This is a genomic window from Geomesophilobacter sediminis, from assembly GCF_016458275.1.
Taxonomy (GTDB): domain Bacteria; phylum Desulfobacterota; class Desulfuromonadia; order Geobacterales; family Geobacteraceae; genus Geomesophilobacter; species Geomesophilobacter sediminis.
This window is the reverse complement of the sequence record NZ_JAEMHM010000024.1, coordinates 85,489-101,401: the sequence shown is the minus strand read 5'-3', so window position 1 is coordinate 101,401 and position 15,913 is coordinate 85,489. Positions and strand designations below refer to the sequence as shown.

General features: G+C 57.1%; 13 protein-coding genes. 3 read left to right on the top strand and 10 right to left on the bottom strand.

The window, feature by feature from the left end; all coding sequences use genetic code 11:
• Positions 1-47: 47 nt before the first annotated feature.
• The 4 genes from JFN93_RS22600 to JFN93_RS22585 all read right to left on the bottom strand — a co-directional run bounded on the left by JFN93_RS22600 (position 48) and on the right by JFN93_RS22585 (position 2,848).
• Positions 48-305: a hypothetical protein gene (locus tag JFN93_RS22600; protein WP_199386650.1), complete on the bottom strand. Its 258-nt coding sequence runs from the start codon at positions 303-305 to the stop codon at positions 48-50.
• 87 nt (positions 306-392) lie between these two features.
• Positions 393-1,193 carry a DUF2971 domain-containing protein gene (locus JFN93_RS22595; protein WP_199386649.1) on the bottom strand — a complete coding sequence of 267 codons (801 nt, stop codon included), beginning with the start codon at positions 1,191-1,193 and terminating at the stop codon, positions 393-395.
• An 85-nt stretch (positions 1,194-1,278) separates the two neighbouring features.
• Positions 1,279-1,869 carry a hypothetical protein gene (locus tag JFN93_RS22590; RefSeq protein WP_199386648.1) on the bottom strand — a complete coding sequence of 197 codons (591 nt, stop codon included), beginning with the start codon at positions 1,867-1,869 and terminating at the stop codon, positions 1,279-1,281.
• Between the two features lie 49 nt (positions 1,870-1,918).
• The gene (locus JFN93_RS22585; RefSeq protein WP_199386647.1) at positions 1,919-2,848 is read right to left on the bottom strand and encodes a hypothetical protein; all 930 of its coding nucleotides are present in this window, start codon (positions 2,846-2,848) and stop codon (positions 1,919-1,921) included.
• A gap of 356 nt (positions 2,849-3,204) precedes the next feature.
• On the opposite strand from JFN93_RS22585, the gene JFN93_RS22580 reads away from it, so the two are divergent.
• On the top strand, positions 3,205-4,233 hold the full coding sequence (locus JFN93_RS22580; RefSeq protein WP_236021913.1) for a transposase: 1,029 nt from the start codon (positions 3,205-3,207) through the stop codon (positions 4,231-4,233).
• A 138-nt stretch (positions 4,234-4,371) separates the two neighbouring features.
• Positions 4,372-4,659 carry a hypothetical protein gene (locus JFN93_RS22575; RefSeq protein ID WP_199386646.1) on the top strand — a complete coding sequence of 96 codons (288 nt, stop codon included), beginning with the start codon at positions 4,372-4,374 and terminating at the stop codon, positions 4,657-4,659.
• A gap of 994 nt (positions 4,660-5,653) precedes the next feature.
• Here the strand turns inward: JFN93_RS22575 and JFN93_RS22570 are convergent.
• The 3 genes from JFN93_RS22570 to JFN93_RS22560 form a co-directional block, all read right to left on the bottom strand.
• Positions 5,654-6,325 (bottom strand): fibronectin type III domain-containing protein, encoded by a 672-nt coding sequence (locus tag JFN93_RS22570; protein ID WP_199386645.1) that lies wholly within the window; start codon positions 6,323-6,325, stop codon positions 5,654-5,656.
• Positions 6,326-6,477: 152 nt separating this feature from the next.
• Positions 6,478-9,009, bottom strand: a complete 2,532-nt coding sequence (gene acnB, locus JFN93_RS22565) for a bifunctional aconitate hydratase 2/2-methylisocitrate dehydratase (protein ID WP_199386644.1) — start codon at positions 9,007-9,009, stop codon at positions 6,478-6,480.
• Between the two features lie 246 nt (positions 9,010-9,255).
• Entirely contained in the window at positions 9,256-9,543 is a 288-nt protein-coding gene (locus JFN93_RS22560; protein WP_199386643.1) for a hypothetical protein, read from the bottom strand.
• A gap of 309 nt (positions 9,544-9,852) precedes the next feature.
• Between JFN93_RS22560 and JFN93_RS22555 the strand changes: the two genes are divergently transcribed.
• Entirely contained in the window at positions 9,853-10,779 is a 927-nt protein-coding gene (locus JFN93_RS22555; RefSeq protein WP_199386642.1) for a pirin family protein, read from the top strand.
• A 132-nt stretch (positions 10,780-10,911) separates the two neighbouring features.
• On the opposite strand, the gene JFN93_RS22550 is transcribed toward JFN93_RS22555, so the two are convergent.
• The 3 genes from JFN93_RS22550 to JFN93_RS22540 all read right to left on the bottom strand — a co-directional run bounded on the left by JFN93_RS22550 (position 10,912) and on the right by JFN93_RS22540 (position 15,852).
• A complete protein-coding gene (locus JFN93_RS22550) occupies positions 10,912-11,229 on the bottom strand; it encodes a carboxymuconolactone decarboxylase family protein (protein WP_199386641.1) in 318 nt (105 codons plus the stop codon).
• Between the two features lie 193 nt (positions 11,230-11,422).
• A complete protein-coding gene (ppk1, locus tag JFN93_RS22545; protein ID WP_236021912.1) occupies positions 11,423-13,861 on the bottom strand; it encodes a polyphosphate kinase 1 in 2,439 nt (812 codons plus the stop codon).
• A 359-nt stretch (positions 13,862-14,220) separates the two neighbouring features.
• On the bottom strand, positions 14,221-15,852 hold the full coding sequence (locus tag JFN93_RS22540) for a methyl-accepting chemotaxis protein (RefSeq protein WP_236021911.1): 1,632 nt from the start codon (positions 15,850-15,852) through the stop codon (positions 14,221-14,223).
• Positions 15,853-15,913 lie beyond the last annotated feature (61 nt).

The following is a 15,913-nucleotide window of genomic DNA, read 5'->3' as shown; positions in this document are numbered from 1 at the left end:
GCGGGATGCTCTATTTTGGGGGCGCTGCTCACCCCTATGCGAACGCCTCAGTTACCCACACATTCTGCGGAAGAACCAAAAAAAGTGGCTAGAGAAGACGCTACGAGGTGGCTATAGGCAGCGTCGCAGTATACGGTTGTGTAGACGTCCTCTCCGTACATCATTTCACCCAACTCGCCATACGCTGAGTAGTCCGTGGTTTTCAAAACATCAGATTTTTCCGCTGTGAAATTACTAGCGTTTTTCAAAAGCAATGATATGGCCTTGATATGCCCCATTGGGTCGTACGCGTGGTATTCGGTCATCATCCTCTCCTGATACTTAATGCCTGACGTGGCTCAGTACGGACAGGGCAAATCCGGTGCCACCCAAAGGGTCAATTCTTCCCAATACTAATCTTCGTCCAAAGCAACCCGTTTTAAGCTCCAGCTAGAGTCGCTAATGCTGCAACCAAAAACCCTGGTACCAGGTTGGTATCCAGTGACCATTGACACAAAGTTATCGCAGTGCTCCTCGCTTTCAAAGACATTTGTACGCAGTCCGGCATATACTTCTTTAATGGCACCATGCGGAAGTTTTAGGAGATAAAGGGGTCTTCCACACACATCGAGCTCGCTGAAAGACCCACTTAAAATGTTCTTATTTTTCTCAATTCCTTTCAGGCACTTTACAACTCTTACTTCCTCCTCATATGACCAACACATAGGCTTAAAAAGAAAGAGACGCTGTAGCCGCTCAAGATGTTCAGGTTGAAAATGAAAAGTTCCGCCTACTTCAAGAGTACTTTTTGGCTTACTCAATAATAAATTGGTTGGCTTTTTGTCTGTGTAAATTACACTGCCATATTGAACAGGAATGGTATTAATTTCTTCGGATGCAAATTCATTTATAGCTGAATCTATACCTATGACCATACCGGTATGGTTACCACAGTAATGTGCCCACATAAGTGGATTAAGTGGCTGCCTTGTTAAAGACAAGATACCGGTATTTCGCTTCCAGGTCATTTTCTTCCCCCAGATCTGGAGTCCATAAAATATGGAATGAATGGGGTCATTAGCCTTCTTTTCAGATGGATAAGCAGCTTCCAGCTCGAATGGATCATTAAAGTGATTCGGCTGCGAGAACCCGATTGAGTTATTTTGTAGGATTTTCAATCCGGACTCATACGACAGGTATTTATATAAAATCATAGACTCTCCGAGAAAAACGTCTGCCTGGTCGGCGGCTAGGGTCAGAGGCCCGCCCCTGTCACGCTTGGATTGCAAACGGGGCCTTTTATCCACCATATGGAGTTTTGAGAACCAAAAACTGAATCAGTGCAATTAAACAATAAACTGTGGCGCTCAGACTAACTAGCACCAGCAGACGAGCGAGGTTAATCTTCCACAAGCAGACATAGCGGGTCCACATCAGAGGCACATTCTGAGCTGTGCACTCAGCGCTGCGCACAACGAGCAATGCAGGTAGTTCCGCATTGATAGACATAACTTCTAGCCCGATTTCTTCTTTAGGTGACAGATTTTCAAAAATCAGCATGTGGCGACCATCCTGATCGTTCTTATGTTCATAATGACGGACCGGCCACAAATTAATATATTGAGGTTTCCAGTTGAAAACTAGCTCAACTTTATTGGCTGTCTCTCTCCCAGTATTTATGACTCTAATCGAAGCAGTGCAGACAGTTTGTGTTTGTTTCAGTATATGTTCTTGTGTATCAACTATAGGCTCTTGAACCAAAAAAGTAAATGAGTGCGGGCTAGCCCATATCAGTTTCGCCCTGGCTTTAATCCCTACATTGAGAAACCATGTTATGAATGGGACTAACAGCGAAACAATTTCTTTGCCGTATGTACGAATAAACTCCATTAGCTCTCCTTCTAGGTAATGTTTCCTAAAAGTAAGGTTCAATAAATAGTTATTCCTCGCCACCACCGTTTCTTTTCCACTTAGGTAGTGAACCGAAACGTTCTGCAACAAGGTCGCCCAGCAGTGCTCCGTAACTAGTTAAAATTCGAACGATATGGTCATATCTTTGAAGTAATATACTGTCATTCTTGCCTTTATCATTTTCCAGATCGGCGAGAAGAACCGAATGCTCCTCCTCGCCTGGAGCAATGACAAGATACGTTCTCAATTCAGCCCTGACATGCTCATTTGTTGCGATACCTGCTTTCTTACATAGCCTTTCTGTAAATAATTCAAAAAGGGTGCGCCCCTTTCTGTGCACTATGATGTGACGTAACAGCGCAATAAGAAGCAGCTCAAATTGCAACTTGAAGTTGCGGGGGTTGTTTCTTTCTATCTCGCTCAGAACGGGAAGTACACGCCGTAACTGCCTTATGGTTTCTTCTGCTTCAAAGGTTCTTGATACCTGCTTGAACCAATCAAGACTCTTACCGGCTACGTCACCAAGCGGTATCTTTCCATAATCTGAACATCTCCAACAGCCATTTTCATACTTTCCCAAAAGGGCGTACACTTCTTTAACGAAAACTTCGAATAGTTCGTAGACATTTACAATTTGCCAGCACACATGATAATTGAAGTTTTGACTTAGAGTAGTGAGTTGTCCCCTCCCAATACAAACGGCTCCGCTGAGTAAAAGACTAGCGGGATTATCAGTCCGCAAATCAACAGCAAGTAGATTTACTGCATTGAAAAAATGAGGAAAGGCTTCGCGACCACCATTCAATCTATCAAGAGCCTGTGCTGTCTCATTGTGGGCCTGGCGATAAGTGGTTGCCAGTTGCCTGACCTCCAAATCAGCCATAGCCGCCCCATTAAAAAAAGCTGACGTGATTTCATCTAATTCCTGCACAGCAGGGTGTAGTTTTTCTCCACCCACGACCATATCCCCCTTTAGAGTGGAACGCATTAGCAACCCATGTGCACCTGGGGCCTACCTTACCTCCATTACGAGGGACCCAGTCGATGCAATCATGCCGCTGACTCAAGAGCGTAAGGCATCAGAGGGGGTAAGCCCAAAGGCTCCCCAAAGGTGAATCTTGGCGCCATACATAAAAAGTCATCATCGGGCCACAGACCCCGCAACGGCACCCTGAGGCTTACCCCATGCCGGACTCTTCACCGCCCCGCACTCAGGAGCGCCAATGATACTCATGGCACTGAACAGGGTAAAAGGGCAGAGGGGGACGCTGGTTAGTTCGTTGAGTTACTCACCATGTATGGCATAATTAGACAATGCCAAGACTAGCCCGCCTAGATATCCCTGGGATCCTCCAGCACGTCATGGTCCGTGGAATCGAGAAAAGGGAAATTTTCATCGATGACCGCGACCGAACAGCTTTCGTAGACCGTCTCTCCCGCCTGCTTCTAAAGACAGGTACTGATTGCCTCGCCTGGAGCCTCCTTTCCAACCATGTCCACCTTCTTCTCCGTCCAACCAAGTTAAAGCTGGCCGACATGATGCGGCGGCTACTCACTGGCTACGCCGTTGTCTTCAACCTCCGACACCACCGCAGCGGTCATCTCTTCCAAAACCGTTACAAGTCAATCGTCTGCGATGAAGACACCTACCTTCTTGAATTGGTTCGGTACATACATCTCAATCCACTTCGTGCCGGCCTCGTCTCTTCAATGCGTCAGTTGGATGCCTACCAATGGAGCGGGCATTCAGTCATCCTCGGTCACAGTAAGCTTCTAGGCCAAGTGTCCGACGAGATCTTAGCCATGTTCGGCGCGCAAAAAGGGCGAGCCCGAAAGTTGTACCGCGCCTTTGTCGCCGATGGGATCGCCCTTGGGAGAAGGGACGAACTGGTTGGCGGAGGCTTGAAACGCCTTCTCAAACTTTCCGCCATGAACGGCTTCGAGACGTACGACGAAAGAATCCTAGGCAGCGGCGGCTTTGTTGAAGGAATCTGGCATGAATCCGAACCACCCCATACTGACGAACCCCTTTTGGCGCCCCCTATCCACGAGATTATAGAAAGGGTTGCGACCGTATTCGGAGTGGAATCGTCATCGCTTTGTCACGGAAGCAAGCAAACACGGATCTCCAAGGCCAGGTCACTTATCTGCTTCATCGCCCTCAAAAGGTTCGGGTACCGCGGCGTTGATATCTCAAAAATACTGGGCATCTCTCGGTCTGCAGTAATACTTGCCGCAGAAAGAGAGAGCACTCTCTCAACGACCATTAAGGCCGCCTTCGATCTATTTCCCGAAATGTATGACAAGGCCGCAGTTGCGAAATCCGAGACGGAAGGGAGTTGAACCGGTTCTCCTCAGACCAAGGGCGGCGCTGCTTTGATGATCATGGAGTTTCTCAAGCAACTTAACGAACTAACCAACGTCCCCCTCCCCTGAAGTGTCATAACTCCCCATGCCATAAAGTGACTGCTGGAGGCACCAATGCGCAGTGAATTCAATAAGGCGGAATTAAATGTCCTGAACAATTTGAAACAATACCGATACATTTCCATTGTTTGCATGATTGCATTCACAACAGGAATAATGTTTGCCATTTATTTTTCATTGTGTCCAGAAGCAACCTATGAATCAAGACACATAAACATGATAAGACTCAATGGCATGGTTATAATGCTTGGCTTATCATTTTTTCTTTTTACATGTATTAGAACCATAGAGAAACTTGAATCAGTTAATAAATCAGAAAAACATTCTCCGGAACCAGAATGAGGTCTAACAAGGCGGCAGCACGCAGCGCTTAGCTGGTGCGCCCCAACGACGTTAAAAAAGGAGGCATACCTTGCGACTATAGAAGACCTCGGTCGCCTTCGCCGGAACGCTGGTCGGATTCACAGCGGAATGGTGGTTGCAATCACGTCACTTCCTTCGGTCGGTTTCGCCTGTGTCTGGTCTTGACATATCAGCTTCATAAATCTTGTATTGAAGACATGGGACTATTCCACTCTTGCCGCCTTATAGCACAAAACAAATCATAATGAAATCAGCATGTTAATTGGTCAACATTATGGAACACTTACATAACAACAAGCACTGAGGACAGGGCCCAACGGGGTTCCTGGTTCCGGGCTCCTGGTAAAAGAAAAGGGGAAAGCCTGCTTCTCAGAAGCAGCCTATCCCCTTCTTTTCTTTGATATGGCGCGCCAGAAGAGATTCGAACCACAGATGCAATCTTGCGGGGGGGGAAATGACATCGTGCCGGGGAAGATGTCGTCTTGCAGGGGAGACATGACATCGGGCCAGGGGGAGACGTCATCTTGGTGGGCAGACATGACATCGGGCCGGGGCAAGATGTCATCTTTTGAGGAAAACATGACATCCGGCCGGGGGAAGACGTCATCTTGGTGGGCAGACATGATGCCGGGCCAGGGGAAGACGTCATCTTGTGGCGGAGACATGACATCGTGCCGGGGGAAGACGTCATCTCGGTGGGGAGACATTACCTCGGACCGGGGGAAGATGTCGTATTGCAGGGGAGACATGACATCGTGCCGCGGAAATACGTCATCTGCCCGGACAGACGATTACCTTGTGAAGGGCCGCCCCATCGTTGCAGTGACTTTGCATTTTGCCGTGGAGACGTCGCTTTGCTTGGAGGGAACCCGGCGAAAGCACGCAAGAACGCACCGGGAAGAGCCGAGCCCAGAAGAGGCCCTGACCAATGGTTCAGGGCCTCTTCCTCTACCAACGGAGCTGAAGACGCAACTCAGGGAGCTCTAAAGGTTATGATTGCCGACCAGGGGCTCTGCAGGTTTCCGGCGATACACATGACCCTGAAAAAGTAGAGGGTACCGGAGTCCAGACCGGAAACTTCCATATTTCGACAGTGATCGTAGGGTCCGACGAGCCACCAGTTGGCATCCACCGACGGGTCTCCTTTACAGACGCCCACCTGATAGATGTGGCTTTTGGGTACCTTGTTGGTGGTGATCAGGACGCAACCTGGTTTTCCGTTCTTCGCCGAAGGATTCTGCGGGGCGTAAAGTTCCGTCGTCACGGCACTGCTTCGGAGCCCCTTCTTTTTGGGCGGCAATCCGAGTCCCTCAAGGAGTGAGGGATCGTTCTCGACCACGGACCGGATCACGGCCCAGCGAATAATCGCGACGGGGTGCAACTCCGTGATCGGACGCAGCGCGTCTCGTTCGCTGATTTTGCCCCGGTCGCCACCTTCGGCCGCCTTGGTCGCGGCAATGTGGTTGAGGCCAATCTGCCTGAGTTCGGGCGGCTTGAGCAGTGGATACGGAATCGTACCCTCATCTTGATACTTCGGATGGACCTCCAGCGCATCGGCCAAGTTCACCACGAAATAGCCCAGTTCCAGGTGGGGCATTACCCGGACGTTTACCTGCGTGATATCGAGTTGCGGGTGATAGGGCATGGCGTACCTCCAGTCATGAAAAGGAAGGGTGGCGGCTCCGGAAAACGCACATTATTAAATACCAATCCTATCCCGTGTCAAGAAAGCAAAAAGCAAAAAGGCCCGCCGGGTTTTCCCGACGGGCCTTTTTGCTATGTATCTGCTGCTATCGGCTACTTGTACTCGGCCATCTCGTCGAACTGGAGGTACTTGTAGACGTTGGCCGCGTTGGGAGCGACCTTCTCCTGGTAGATGGCAAGGTACTCGGCCGGGGTCGGGAGCTTGCCGATGTTGGCAGCCACCGCGCCCAGTTCGGCGGAGCCGAGGAATACCTTGGCGCCGTTGCCGATACGGTCGTCGAAGTTACGGGTCGAGGTGGAGAACATGTTGACCCCGTCGGGCACGCGAGCCTGGTTACCCATGCAGAGCGAGCAGCCGGCGATCTCGATGCGGGCGCCGAAGGCGCTGTAGACCGAGAAGTACGCCTCGTCCTTGAGCTGCTGCTGGTCCATGCGGGTCGGCGGGCAGATCCAGGTGCGGACGTTCGGGTTGAACTTGCTCCCTTTCCAGATTTCGCCGGCGGCGCGGAAGTGGCCGATGTTGGTCATGCAGGAACCGAGGAAGACGTCGTTGATCGGGGTGCCGGCAACCTCGGAGAGGAGCTTGACGTCGTCCGGGTCGTTCGGGCAGGCCAGGATCGGCTCGGTGATTTCGGCGAGGTCGATCTCGATCACCGCGGCGTACTCGGCGTTGGCGTCGGCCGCGAGGAGTTTCGGGTTCTTCAGCCACTCGTTGACCGCATCGATGCGGTTCTGGAGGGTCTCGGCGTCCTGGTAGCCGTCGGCGATCATCTTCTTCATCAGCGCGACGTTGGAGCGGAGGTAGGTCGCAACGGACTTCTCGGAGAGCTTGATGCAGCCGGCGGCGGCGGAGCGCTCGGCGGCGGCGTCGGTCAGCTCGAAGGCCTGCTCGACGGAGAGTTCGGGGAGACCTTCCATCTCGAGGATGCGGCCGTTGAAGATGTTGACCTTGTTCTTCTTGGGCACGGTGAGGAGCCCCTGCTTGATGGCCCAGTAGGGGATCGCGTTCACGGCGTCACGCAGGGTGATGCCCGGGTTGAACTTCCCTTTGAAGCGGACCAGGACCGATTCCGGCATGTCGAGCGGCATGAAGCCGAGCGCACCGGCGAAGGCAACCAGACCGGAACCGGCCGGGAAGGAGATACCGATCGGGAAACGGGTGTGGGAGTCGCCGCCGGTCCCGACGGTGTCGGGGACGAGAAGGCGGTTCAGCCAGGAGTGGATGACGCCGTCGCCCGGCTTGAGCGGCACCCCGGCGCGCTCGATCATGAACTGCGGCAGGGTCTTGTGCATCTTCACGTCGGCCGGCTTCGGATAGGCGGCGGTGTGGCAGAAGGACTGCATGAACATCGGAGCCTGGAAGCGCAGGCAGGCGAGTTCCTTCAGCTCATCGGCGGTCATCGGGCCGGTGGTGTCCTGGGAACCGACGGTGGTCATCTTCGGCTCGCACGCGGTGCCCGGGAGGATACCGGCAACGCCGCAGGCCTGACCGACCATCTTCTGGGCCAGCGAGTAGCCCTGGCCCGCCTTGGGTACCGGGTTCACCGGGAGGGTGAAGACGGTGCTGGGAGCCAGACCGAGGGCCTTACGGGCACGATCGGTGAGGGCGCGGCCGATGATCAGCGGAATGCGGCCGCCGGCGCGGAACTCGTCGGACAGGGTGTTCGGGGCGATGGTGAAGGTGGAGAGCACCTCGCCCCCCTCGCTCTTGATCTCGCCCTTCTTGGTATCGATGACGATGACGTCGCCGGTCTTCATCTTGGTGACGTCGGTCTTGATCGGGAATGCCCCGGAGTCCTGCGCGGTATTGAAGAAGATCGGGGCGATGACGCCGCCGATGATGATGCCGTCGCGACGCTTGTTGGGGACCGCCGGGATGTCCTGGCCGATGTGCCAAAGGACGGAGTTGCAGGCGGACTTACGGGAAGAACCGGTGCCGACGACGTCGCCAACGAAGGCAACCTGGAACCCTTCGGCGCGGAACTTGGCGATGGTCGCGTTGCCGTCCGGGAAGCGGGTCTTGCCCATGGCGAGAGCGTGCAGCGGGATGTCCGGACGGCTCCAGGCGTCGCCCGCCGGGGAGAAGTCGTCGGTGTTGATCTCGCCGTCGACCTTGTAGACCTTGACCTTCACGGTCTCGGCGATGCCGGCGCGGGAGGTGAACCACTCGGCGTTGGCCCAGGACTCGACGACCTTCTTGGCCGAAGCGTTGGACTTGGAGAGTTCGAGGACGTCGTCGAAGGCGTCATAGACGAGGGTGGTGCCGGAGAGGGCCTTGACGGCCTCATCGGCCAGTTCGGCGTCTTTGAGCGCGGCGACGAGCGGAGCGACGTTGTAGCCGCCCAGCATGGTGCCGAGGATCTGGACCGCCTCTTTCTTGGAGACGAGCGGGGACTTCTTCTTGCCGGTGGTGATCTCGGCAAGGAAAGCAGCCTTTACTTCGGCGGCCGGATCGACGCCCGGGGAAACGCGCTCCTTGAGGAGCTCAAGAAGGAAGGCTTCTTTCCCGGCGGGGGGAGCCTCCAAAAGTTTGCAAAGGCCGGCGGTCTGCTCCGGATCGAGCGGCTTGGCGGGAATGCCCAGCGCTTTTCTTTCCGCTTCTTGTTTCAGATATGCTTCGATCATGTCCCCTCCTCGAGATTTTTTCCTGCTATTTGAGATAGTTATCAAGCAACCACTAAGGTAACCGCTCTCATTTAAACGGATACTGTATACAATTTTTGCCTTGACTTGTCAATGAAGATCGCGGGGGCGCCCAAGGGGCAAAAAAACAGACGGCGCCAGGAATATGGCGCCGTTTCTCACCTGGGGTGAGGCTGCTGCGGGCGTAGGTCCGGTTCCAGAGCGGGGAAAGGGAACCGGGGCAATCGGTCACTGCCCCAGTTTTTCCTTTTTTACGGTGGAATCGACGCTCCCGCAGATGATCTTCTTGCTCCCTTGCATGTCGGAATAGTGGTAGCCGGTGCCCAGGGTGGTCGGAGCACAGACGTACTCCGGGGCGTTGGCGTTCACCAGGCAGATGGCACAGGTCACCGTGGGGTGGTCGGTGACCTGCTCAACCGTCTTCGTCAGTCCCTTGCTGTGCAGACAGCAGACGTGCTGCTCGTGCTTTTCCGGGCTGGTGCACGTTTTGTCCGTTTCCGGTTTTACTGGGGTCATAGTCCTGTTCCCTCCTCATGCACAAATTGCAGCCTGGAGAACCCCGGCAGCGCTTCGCTCGCTGATCGCGCCAGCAATGGCGCTCCCACCGGGGAGGCGCTCGAGGGGACTGGCTCCGCAGGTGCCTGTCCCCCTTCTCCTCGGCGGTCCTCAAACTACCTTTCTGCCACCGTCCACTCTCATGCTAGACCTTTTGCGTTTTCATGTCACCTCTACCTAACCCGTTTCTGGCGCCCGATCCGCTTTCGGCTATACTATGCCGATCGTTTCTTTCCCGGTTTATTCATATCTCTGGTGGAGGATCTCAGGATGGACAGCAACAACGGCACCGTGCGCAGGATCAAGAAAGTCTGGCAAAGCAAACCGACCGTCGAGGGGGCCGGCGTGCACCTGAGAAGGGTCTTCGGCTACTACCAGGTCCCGGAACTGGATCCGTTCCTGCTTTTGGACGACTTCCATTCCTCCGACCCGGACGAGTACCTGGCCGGTTTCCCCTGGCATCCGCACCGCGGGATGGAAACCATCACCTACGTGCTGCACGGCGACGTCGAACACGGCGACAGCATGGGAAACCAGGGGGTGATCGCCACCGGCGACGTGCAGTGGATGACGGCCGGAAGCGGGATCATCCACCAGGAGATGCCCAAAGGGGACGAGACCGGCCTGATGTGGGGCTTTCAGCTGTGGGCGAACCTGCCGGCGTCGCACAAGATGATGGAACCGCGCTACCGCGGCATCATGAGCGAGCAGATTCCGGAGGTGCGCTTCGCCACCGGGGTGAGCGTCAAGGTCATCTGCGGGGAGGTCGGCGGCGTGAAGGGGCCGGTGCGGGACATCGTCACCGATCCGGAATACCTCGACGTGACCATTCCGGCGGAAACGACCTTCACCCATCCGATCCCCCGGGGCCACAAGGCTTTCGCCTACGTGTTCCAGGGGCACGGCTACTTCGACGCGGGGCGCGACCCTTTCGCCTACGAAGAGATCGGTCCGCGCTGGCTGGAGCTCAACAAAGACTGCCGGGTCCGGGCCCAGCATCTGGTGCTGTTCGACGACGGAGACCGGGTCCAGGTAACGACGGAGAACGAACCGGTCCGGTTCCTGCTGGTGTCGGGGCGCCCCATCGAGGAACCGGTGGCGTGGTACGGCCCGATCGTGATGAATACCCAGGAGGAGCTGCGCGAGGCGTTCGAGGAATACCGGGCCGGGACCTTCATCAAGCACCAAAGGGAATGACGGAAAGGGATCTCGTACGGATAACGGCACAACAAAACGGATAAAACCGCGTCGACGCCAAGGGTTTTCCCCTTAGAAACGACGAAGGTTTTATCCGTTTTTTTTCGGTGAAAATCGGTGGAGAGATACCGCCTAGGTCCTTTCGATCTCCTCGTCCACCCAGGAAAGGGCCGCGGCCATGATGGGAAAACCGACCGTGCCGGTGAGGGCGATTACCGCATGGCGGACCTCATCGGCGGTGGCCCCGGCCTCCAAGGCCCGGGCGGTATGGCTGTGCACCGAACCGTGGGAGCCGATGGCAGCGGCGGCGGCCAGTTGGATCAGGTGGATGGTTTTGTCGTTGAGAGGCCCCGCGCTGCGCGCCGCCGAATCCATCGCTTCGACCGCACCGATCAGCCCGGTATAACGTTCCTTGAGGTTCAAATAAAGCTGCGCCGGCATTTTCGCCATGGCCTACCTCCCTCATCCTGGAGTCCGTATCCGCCCGGAAAACGGCTTCAGGGAGTTTACCAAAGACCAAGGCGTCGCACACGGATAACGGTAAAAAGAACGAATAAAACCTCGTCGCTGCAGGGAGGGGGTCCCCTGAAACGACGAGGTTTTATCCGTTTTTCCGTGGGCCTCCGGGTGAGACGCCTTTTAGTTACTTCACCTTCTTTTTCTGCTTGAGCGACTCCTTCAGCCGCTTCTCCGCCTGCCCGATCAGGATCTGGTGGGTCCCCTCGGCGCTTTCGCCCTCGGCCGGCACCCGCTGCCGGTACGAGCCATCGGGAAGCATGTCCCACGCGGAGCGGCGGTCGGCGTCGTGAGCCTCGAAGATCCCCGCCAACTCCGCGCGCAATTCCGGGGCCGCCACCGGGCACAGGATCTCCACCCGCGCTTCGAGGTTCCGTTTCATGGCGTCGGCGGAGGAAATGAAGTACTCCTCGTCGCCGCCGTTTCTAAAGTAGTAGATCCGGGCATGCTCCAGAAACCGCCCCACCACGCTCACCACGCTGATGTTCTCGGAGAGCTTCGGGATCCCGGGCCGCAGCCGGCAGGTGTCGCGCACGTAGAGGCGCACCCGGACCCCGGCGATCGAGGCGCGGTAGAGTGCCTTCACGATGTCGCCATCCTCCAGCGCGTTCATCTTGAACCGGATCACCCCGCCCCCCCCTTGCTGCTGCAGCGCGATCTCCCGCTCGATCTTTTCCAGGAGGGCCTTTTTCAAAAAGCGCGGCGCGGTAACCAGGCACTGGTACTTGCGCTTGGCCATGAAGCCGGTGGTGAGGTAGTTGAAGAGTTCGGTGACGTCCTGTCCGACCGTCTCGTCGCTGGTCAGGATGCCGACATCGCTGTAGATCCGGGCCGTCTCGGCGTGGTAGTTCCCGGTCCCGATGTGGACGTAGCGGCGGATGCCGCGGTAGTCCTGCCGGACCACGAGGATCACCTTGCAATGCGTCTTCAGCCCGACCACCCCGTAGGTGACGTGGATCCCGGCTTCCTCCATCCTTTCGGCGAGCCGGATGTTGGTTGCCTCGTCGAACCGGGCCTTCAGTTCCACGACGACCGCCACCTGCTTGCCGTTTTGCGCCGCCAGGATCAGCGACTCGATGATCCGGCTCTGGCTGGAGGTCCGGTACAGGGTCATCTTGATGGCGCGCACCTTGGGATCGGTGGCCGCCTCGCGCAAAAACCGCTCCACCGAGGTGGAAAAGGAGACGTAGGGGTGCTGCAGCAAGATCGCCCCGGCGTCCCGGATGGTGTGGAAGATGTTGCGCGTGGTGAGGAGTTCGGGATGGTCGATCGGATGGTGCGGCGGTTCGTGCAGCCTCGGATAGTCGAGCCGGGCCAGCTCGAACAGGTCGCGCATGGCGAGCATCCCCGGCACCTCGAAGACGTCGTTTTCGTTGTCGAGCTCGAGCTCCGCGGCAAGCCGTCCCCGGTGCAGGTACTCCATCCCCGCGGCGACTTCCAGGCGGACGATGGGGGCGAATTTCCGCTCCTTGAGCTCGGACTCGATCATCGCCATCAGATCGTCCGCCTCCTCCTCGTCCTTTTCGGTATTGGCATTGCGGGTCACCCGGAAGATCTCGCAGGTGACGATGTGCATCCCCGGGAAGAGCATGTCGAGGTTGTGCATCATCACCTCTTCCAGGGGGACGAAACGGTCCCCCTTGCCGACCCGCAAAAACCGCGGCGTCCCCAGCCCCACCGGGACCTTGACCCGGGCCAGGGAGACCTCGCGGGCCTTGGGATAACGCAGCGAAACCAGCAGGTTGAGCGAGAGATTCGAAATGAACGGGAAGGGGTGCGCCGGGTCGATCGACTGCGGGGTGACCAGGGGGAAGATGTTCACATAGTAATAGTCCCGAAGCGCCTTCTTCTCTTTGGGGGTGAGGTCGGGGTAGCTCTCGATCACGATCCCCTTCGGCTCGAGAAGGGCCCGCAGCTTCGCGAAGATCTCCCGTTCCCGGAGGTGGATCTCCTTGATCTCGGCGTAGCACTCGGTCACCTGCTGGCGCGGCGAGCGGCCGTCCAGGGTGAGTTCGTTGAGACCGGCGCCGATCTGCTGTTTGAGGCCCCCGATCCGTTTCATGACGAACTCGTCGGAGTTGGCCCCGACGATGGCCAGAAATTTCAGCCGTTCCAAAAGCGGGGTCCGCTCGTCTTCGGCCTCGTGGAGCACGCGCCGGTTGAATTCGAGCCAGGTCAGCTCCCGGTTCAGATACCATTGATGCTCGTTCAGGTCCAATTCTTCGGCAGAGGGGGCCCCCTTCGTCACCTTGACCGCTTTGCGCCCGGGGAGTTTTCCTTTTGGCGCAGCCTTCTCCTTCTTCCCTTTTTGGGGGGTCCGACCGGCAGCAGGCACGATCTTGGCCGGGAGTACCACCGCGGCATCGGCAGCACCGGATTCAGGTACCTTCAAGTTGAATGCTTCCGTCTTTTCCATATCCACCACGAGGATGCCACTTTCGATCAGTATATTGGCAGGGTCGTTCTCACCGGCGGCATCGGCGGAGCCGGTACCCTCATTATCCGCACCGGCGGACGCACATTCTATCACGGCAAGGATACTCTTCGGCAGATTCGGTTCTATCATGAGTGTCCCCCAAACTATTTCAAAACAGATGTGATTATCCCACGACATCAGAATTGTGCAATTGGTCGATCCGTCTCTCTGTCTGAGAGACAACCGTTGAGGTGGCACAGTTACTGGATGTTATGCGTCAGAGTAACAGTGATCGCTTTAACTCATTGCATCATCGTTTTAATGATAGACCGGAATCCCGAGGTGCAGCAAGAAGGACTTTCCGGGAGGCACCAGATTTTACACGGTTGTAACAATGCAACCGGGTCCACGTAGCTACGGGCTTCCGGACAAAACAGGGCGGAAGGAAAGCCATCCCTCCCGCCCCGGTACACGCCGGCTGAAGCCGTCGCTTGCCAGCTACCGATCCCCTAGGTGAGCCGGAACTTGCTGACCAGCTGCCGCAGCTGCTCCGATTCGCGCGACAAGACGGAGGAAGCCTGCGCCGTCTCCGCAGCGCTTTGGGTGGTGACCTGAACCACCTGGGTGATCTGCTGGATGTTGGTCGTGATCTCGCTGGTGGTCGCCGTCTGCTGCTCCGCGGCGGTGGCGATCTGGTTCACCTGGGCGGTCACGTCCTCGATCTGGGTCAGGATCAGTTGCAGCGCGTCGCTGGAACGAAGCGACGACGCTGCCCCCCGTTCGACCTCGCTCACCCCCTCTTCCATCGCGGCCACGGCGTCCTTGGTCTGCTGCTGGATGGCCTTGATCATTTCGCCGATCTCCCGGGTGGCGCGGGTCGTCCTTTCCGCCAGGGCCCGCACCTCGTCGGCGACGACGGCAAAACCGCGTCCCTGCTCGCCGGCCCGGGCCGCCTCGATGGCCGCATTGAGCGCAAGGAGGTTGGTCTGGTCCGCGATGTCTTCGATGGTCCCGATGATGGCCCCGATCTGGTCGGAACGGGCTCCGAGGCTTTCCACGCTCTTGGCGACCACCCGCACCTGTTCGGCGATCCGTTCCATGCCGCTGATGGTCTCCTGCACCACCACGACCCCGGAACGCGCGGTTTCGCTGGCACGGTTGGAGGTCTCCGCCGCCATCAGGCAGTTCTGGGCGATGTCGCCGGAGGTTGCCGCCATCTCCTCGCTCGCGGTGGCCACCGTGCCGGTCTGGGAGGCGACCTCCCCCGCCCCGGCCGAGATCTGGTCGGCGGTCACGCTGAGCTGTTCCGATGAGGCGGCCACCCGGGTTGAGGTGTCGCTGATCCGGGAGATGGTCTCCCGCAGCCGTTCCGCCATCCTCCCGAAGGCGGTGGCAAGATGGGCGATTTCGTCGCGGCCGTTACTTTGGAAGGAGACGGTGAGATTCCCGTCGGCCAGCGCGTCCGCCTGCTGGGTCAACTGCTGCACCGGCGCGATGATGGAGCGGGAAATGGCGTAGCAGATCCCCAGCCCGGCGCCGCAGGTCAGGACCAGCAAGATGGCCAGGGTGATGATGATGTTCCTTCCCCGACCGGCCGCTTCGGAAACCAGTTGTTCGACGTCCTTGCGGTTTTTATCGGCGAGTTCGGTTGCCGCGGCCTCGGCAGCGTGCGAGGCGGGGTTCACACTCTCCAACTGGGCATTGGCAGCCTCGGTGTTGGCGATCTCCCCGCGTTCGATACGATGCAGCACCAGGTTGAAGCCGCTGTTGTATTCCTCGGAGTTTCGGGTGATGTTCCCATAAAGTTCCTTCTCCTTGGCGTCGGTGCAAAGCGGCGCCAGCTCGTCCAGCCCTTTGCGGTACTGCGCCAGACTTTCACCGTACTTGGTCCGATACGACCGCACCTTCTCCGGAGACTGCAGGTTCATCAGGATGTCCTTCTCGAAGCGCCGCAACAGGTTGAGGTTGGCCCGCGCCCGTTGCGAGGCCTCGACCGTTGCATACCCCTGCCCCACCGAGGCGTTTTGCCCCGACAGTTGCATAAGTCCCACGATCCCCCCGATACCCACCAGCAGCAGCAACACCAGCACCGTTCCGAACCCACCGAGCAACCGCGTCATGATCTTGAACTTGGAAAGCATGGTCCGTCCTCCTTTAGCCGATGATTGGATCAGCAAATGCCTGGTTTGTGCGTCGGGTCTC

What these genes read in the sequence shown, in the direction of transcription:
- JFN93_RS22600 (WP_199386650.1), bottom strand. Translation starts at nt 305, where the DNA reads ATGACCGAATACCACGCGTACGACCCAATGGGGCATATCAAGGCCATA.
- JFN93_RS22595 (WP_199386649.1), bottom strand. Translation starts at nt 1,193, where the DNA reads ATGATTTTATATAAATACCTGTCGTATGAGTCCGGATTGAAAATCCTA.
- JFN93_RS22590 (WP_199386648.1), bottom strand. Translation starts at nt 1,869, where the DNA reads ATGGAGTTTATTCGTACATACGGCAAAGAAATTGTTTCGCTGTTAGTC.
- JFN93_RS22580 (WP_236021913.1), top strand. Translation starts at nt 3,205, where the DNA reads ATGCCAAGACTAGCCCGCCTAGATATCCCTGGGATCCTCCAGCACGTC.
- JFN93_RS22575 (WP_199386646.1), top strand. Translation starts at nt 4,372, where the DNA reads ATGCGCAGTGAATTCAATAAGGCGGAATTAAATGTCCTGAACAATTTG.
- JFN93_RS22570 (WP_199386645.1), bottom strand. Translation starts at nt 6,325, where the DNA reads ATGCCCTATCACCCGCAACTCGATATCACGCAGGTAAACGTCCGGGTA.
- acnB (WP_199386644.1), bottom strand. Translation starts at nt 9,009, where the DNA reads ATGATCGAAGCATATCTGAAACAAGAAGCGGAAAGAAAAGCGCTGGGC.
- JFN93_RS22560 (WP_199386643.1), bottom strand. Translation starts at nt 9,543, where the DNA reads ATGACCCCAGTAAAACCGGAAACGGACAAAACGTGCACCAGCCCGGAA.
- JFN93_RS22555 (WP_199386642.1), top strand. Translation starts at nt 9,853, where the DNA reads ATGGACAGCAACAACGGCACCGTGCGCAGGATCAAGAAAGTCTGGCAA.
- JFN93_RS22550 (WP_199386641.1), bottom strand. Translation starts at nt 11,229, where the DNA reads ATGGCGAAAATGCCGGCGCAGCTTTATTTGAACCTCAAGGAACGTTAT.
- ppk1 (WP_236021912.1), bottom strand. Translation starts at nt 13,861, where the DNA reads ATGATAGAACCGAATCTGCCGAAGAGTATCCTTGCCGTGATAGAATGT.
- JFN93_RS22540 (WP_236021911.1), bottom strand. Translation starts at nt 15,852, where the DNA reads ATGCTTTCCAAGTTCAAGATCATGACGCGGTTGCTCGGTGGGTTCGGA.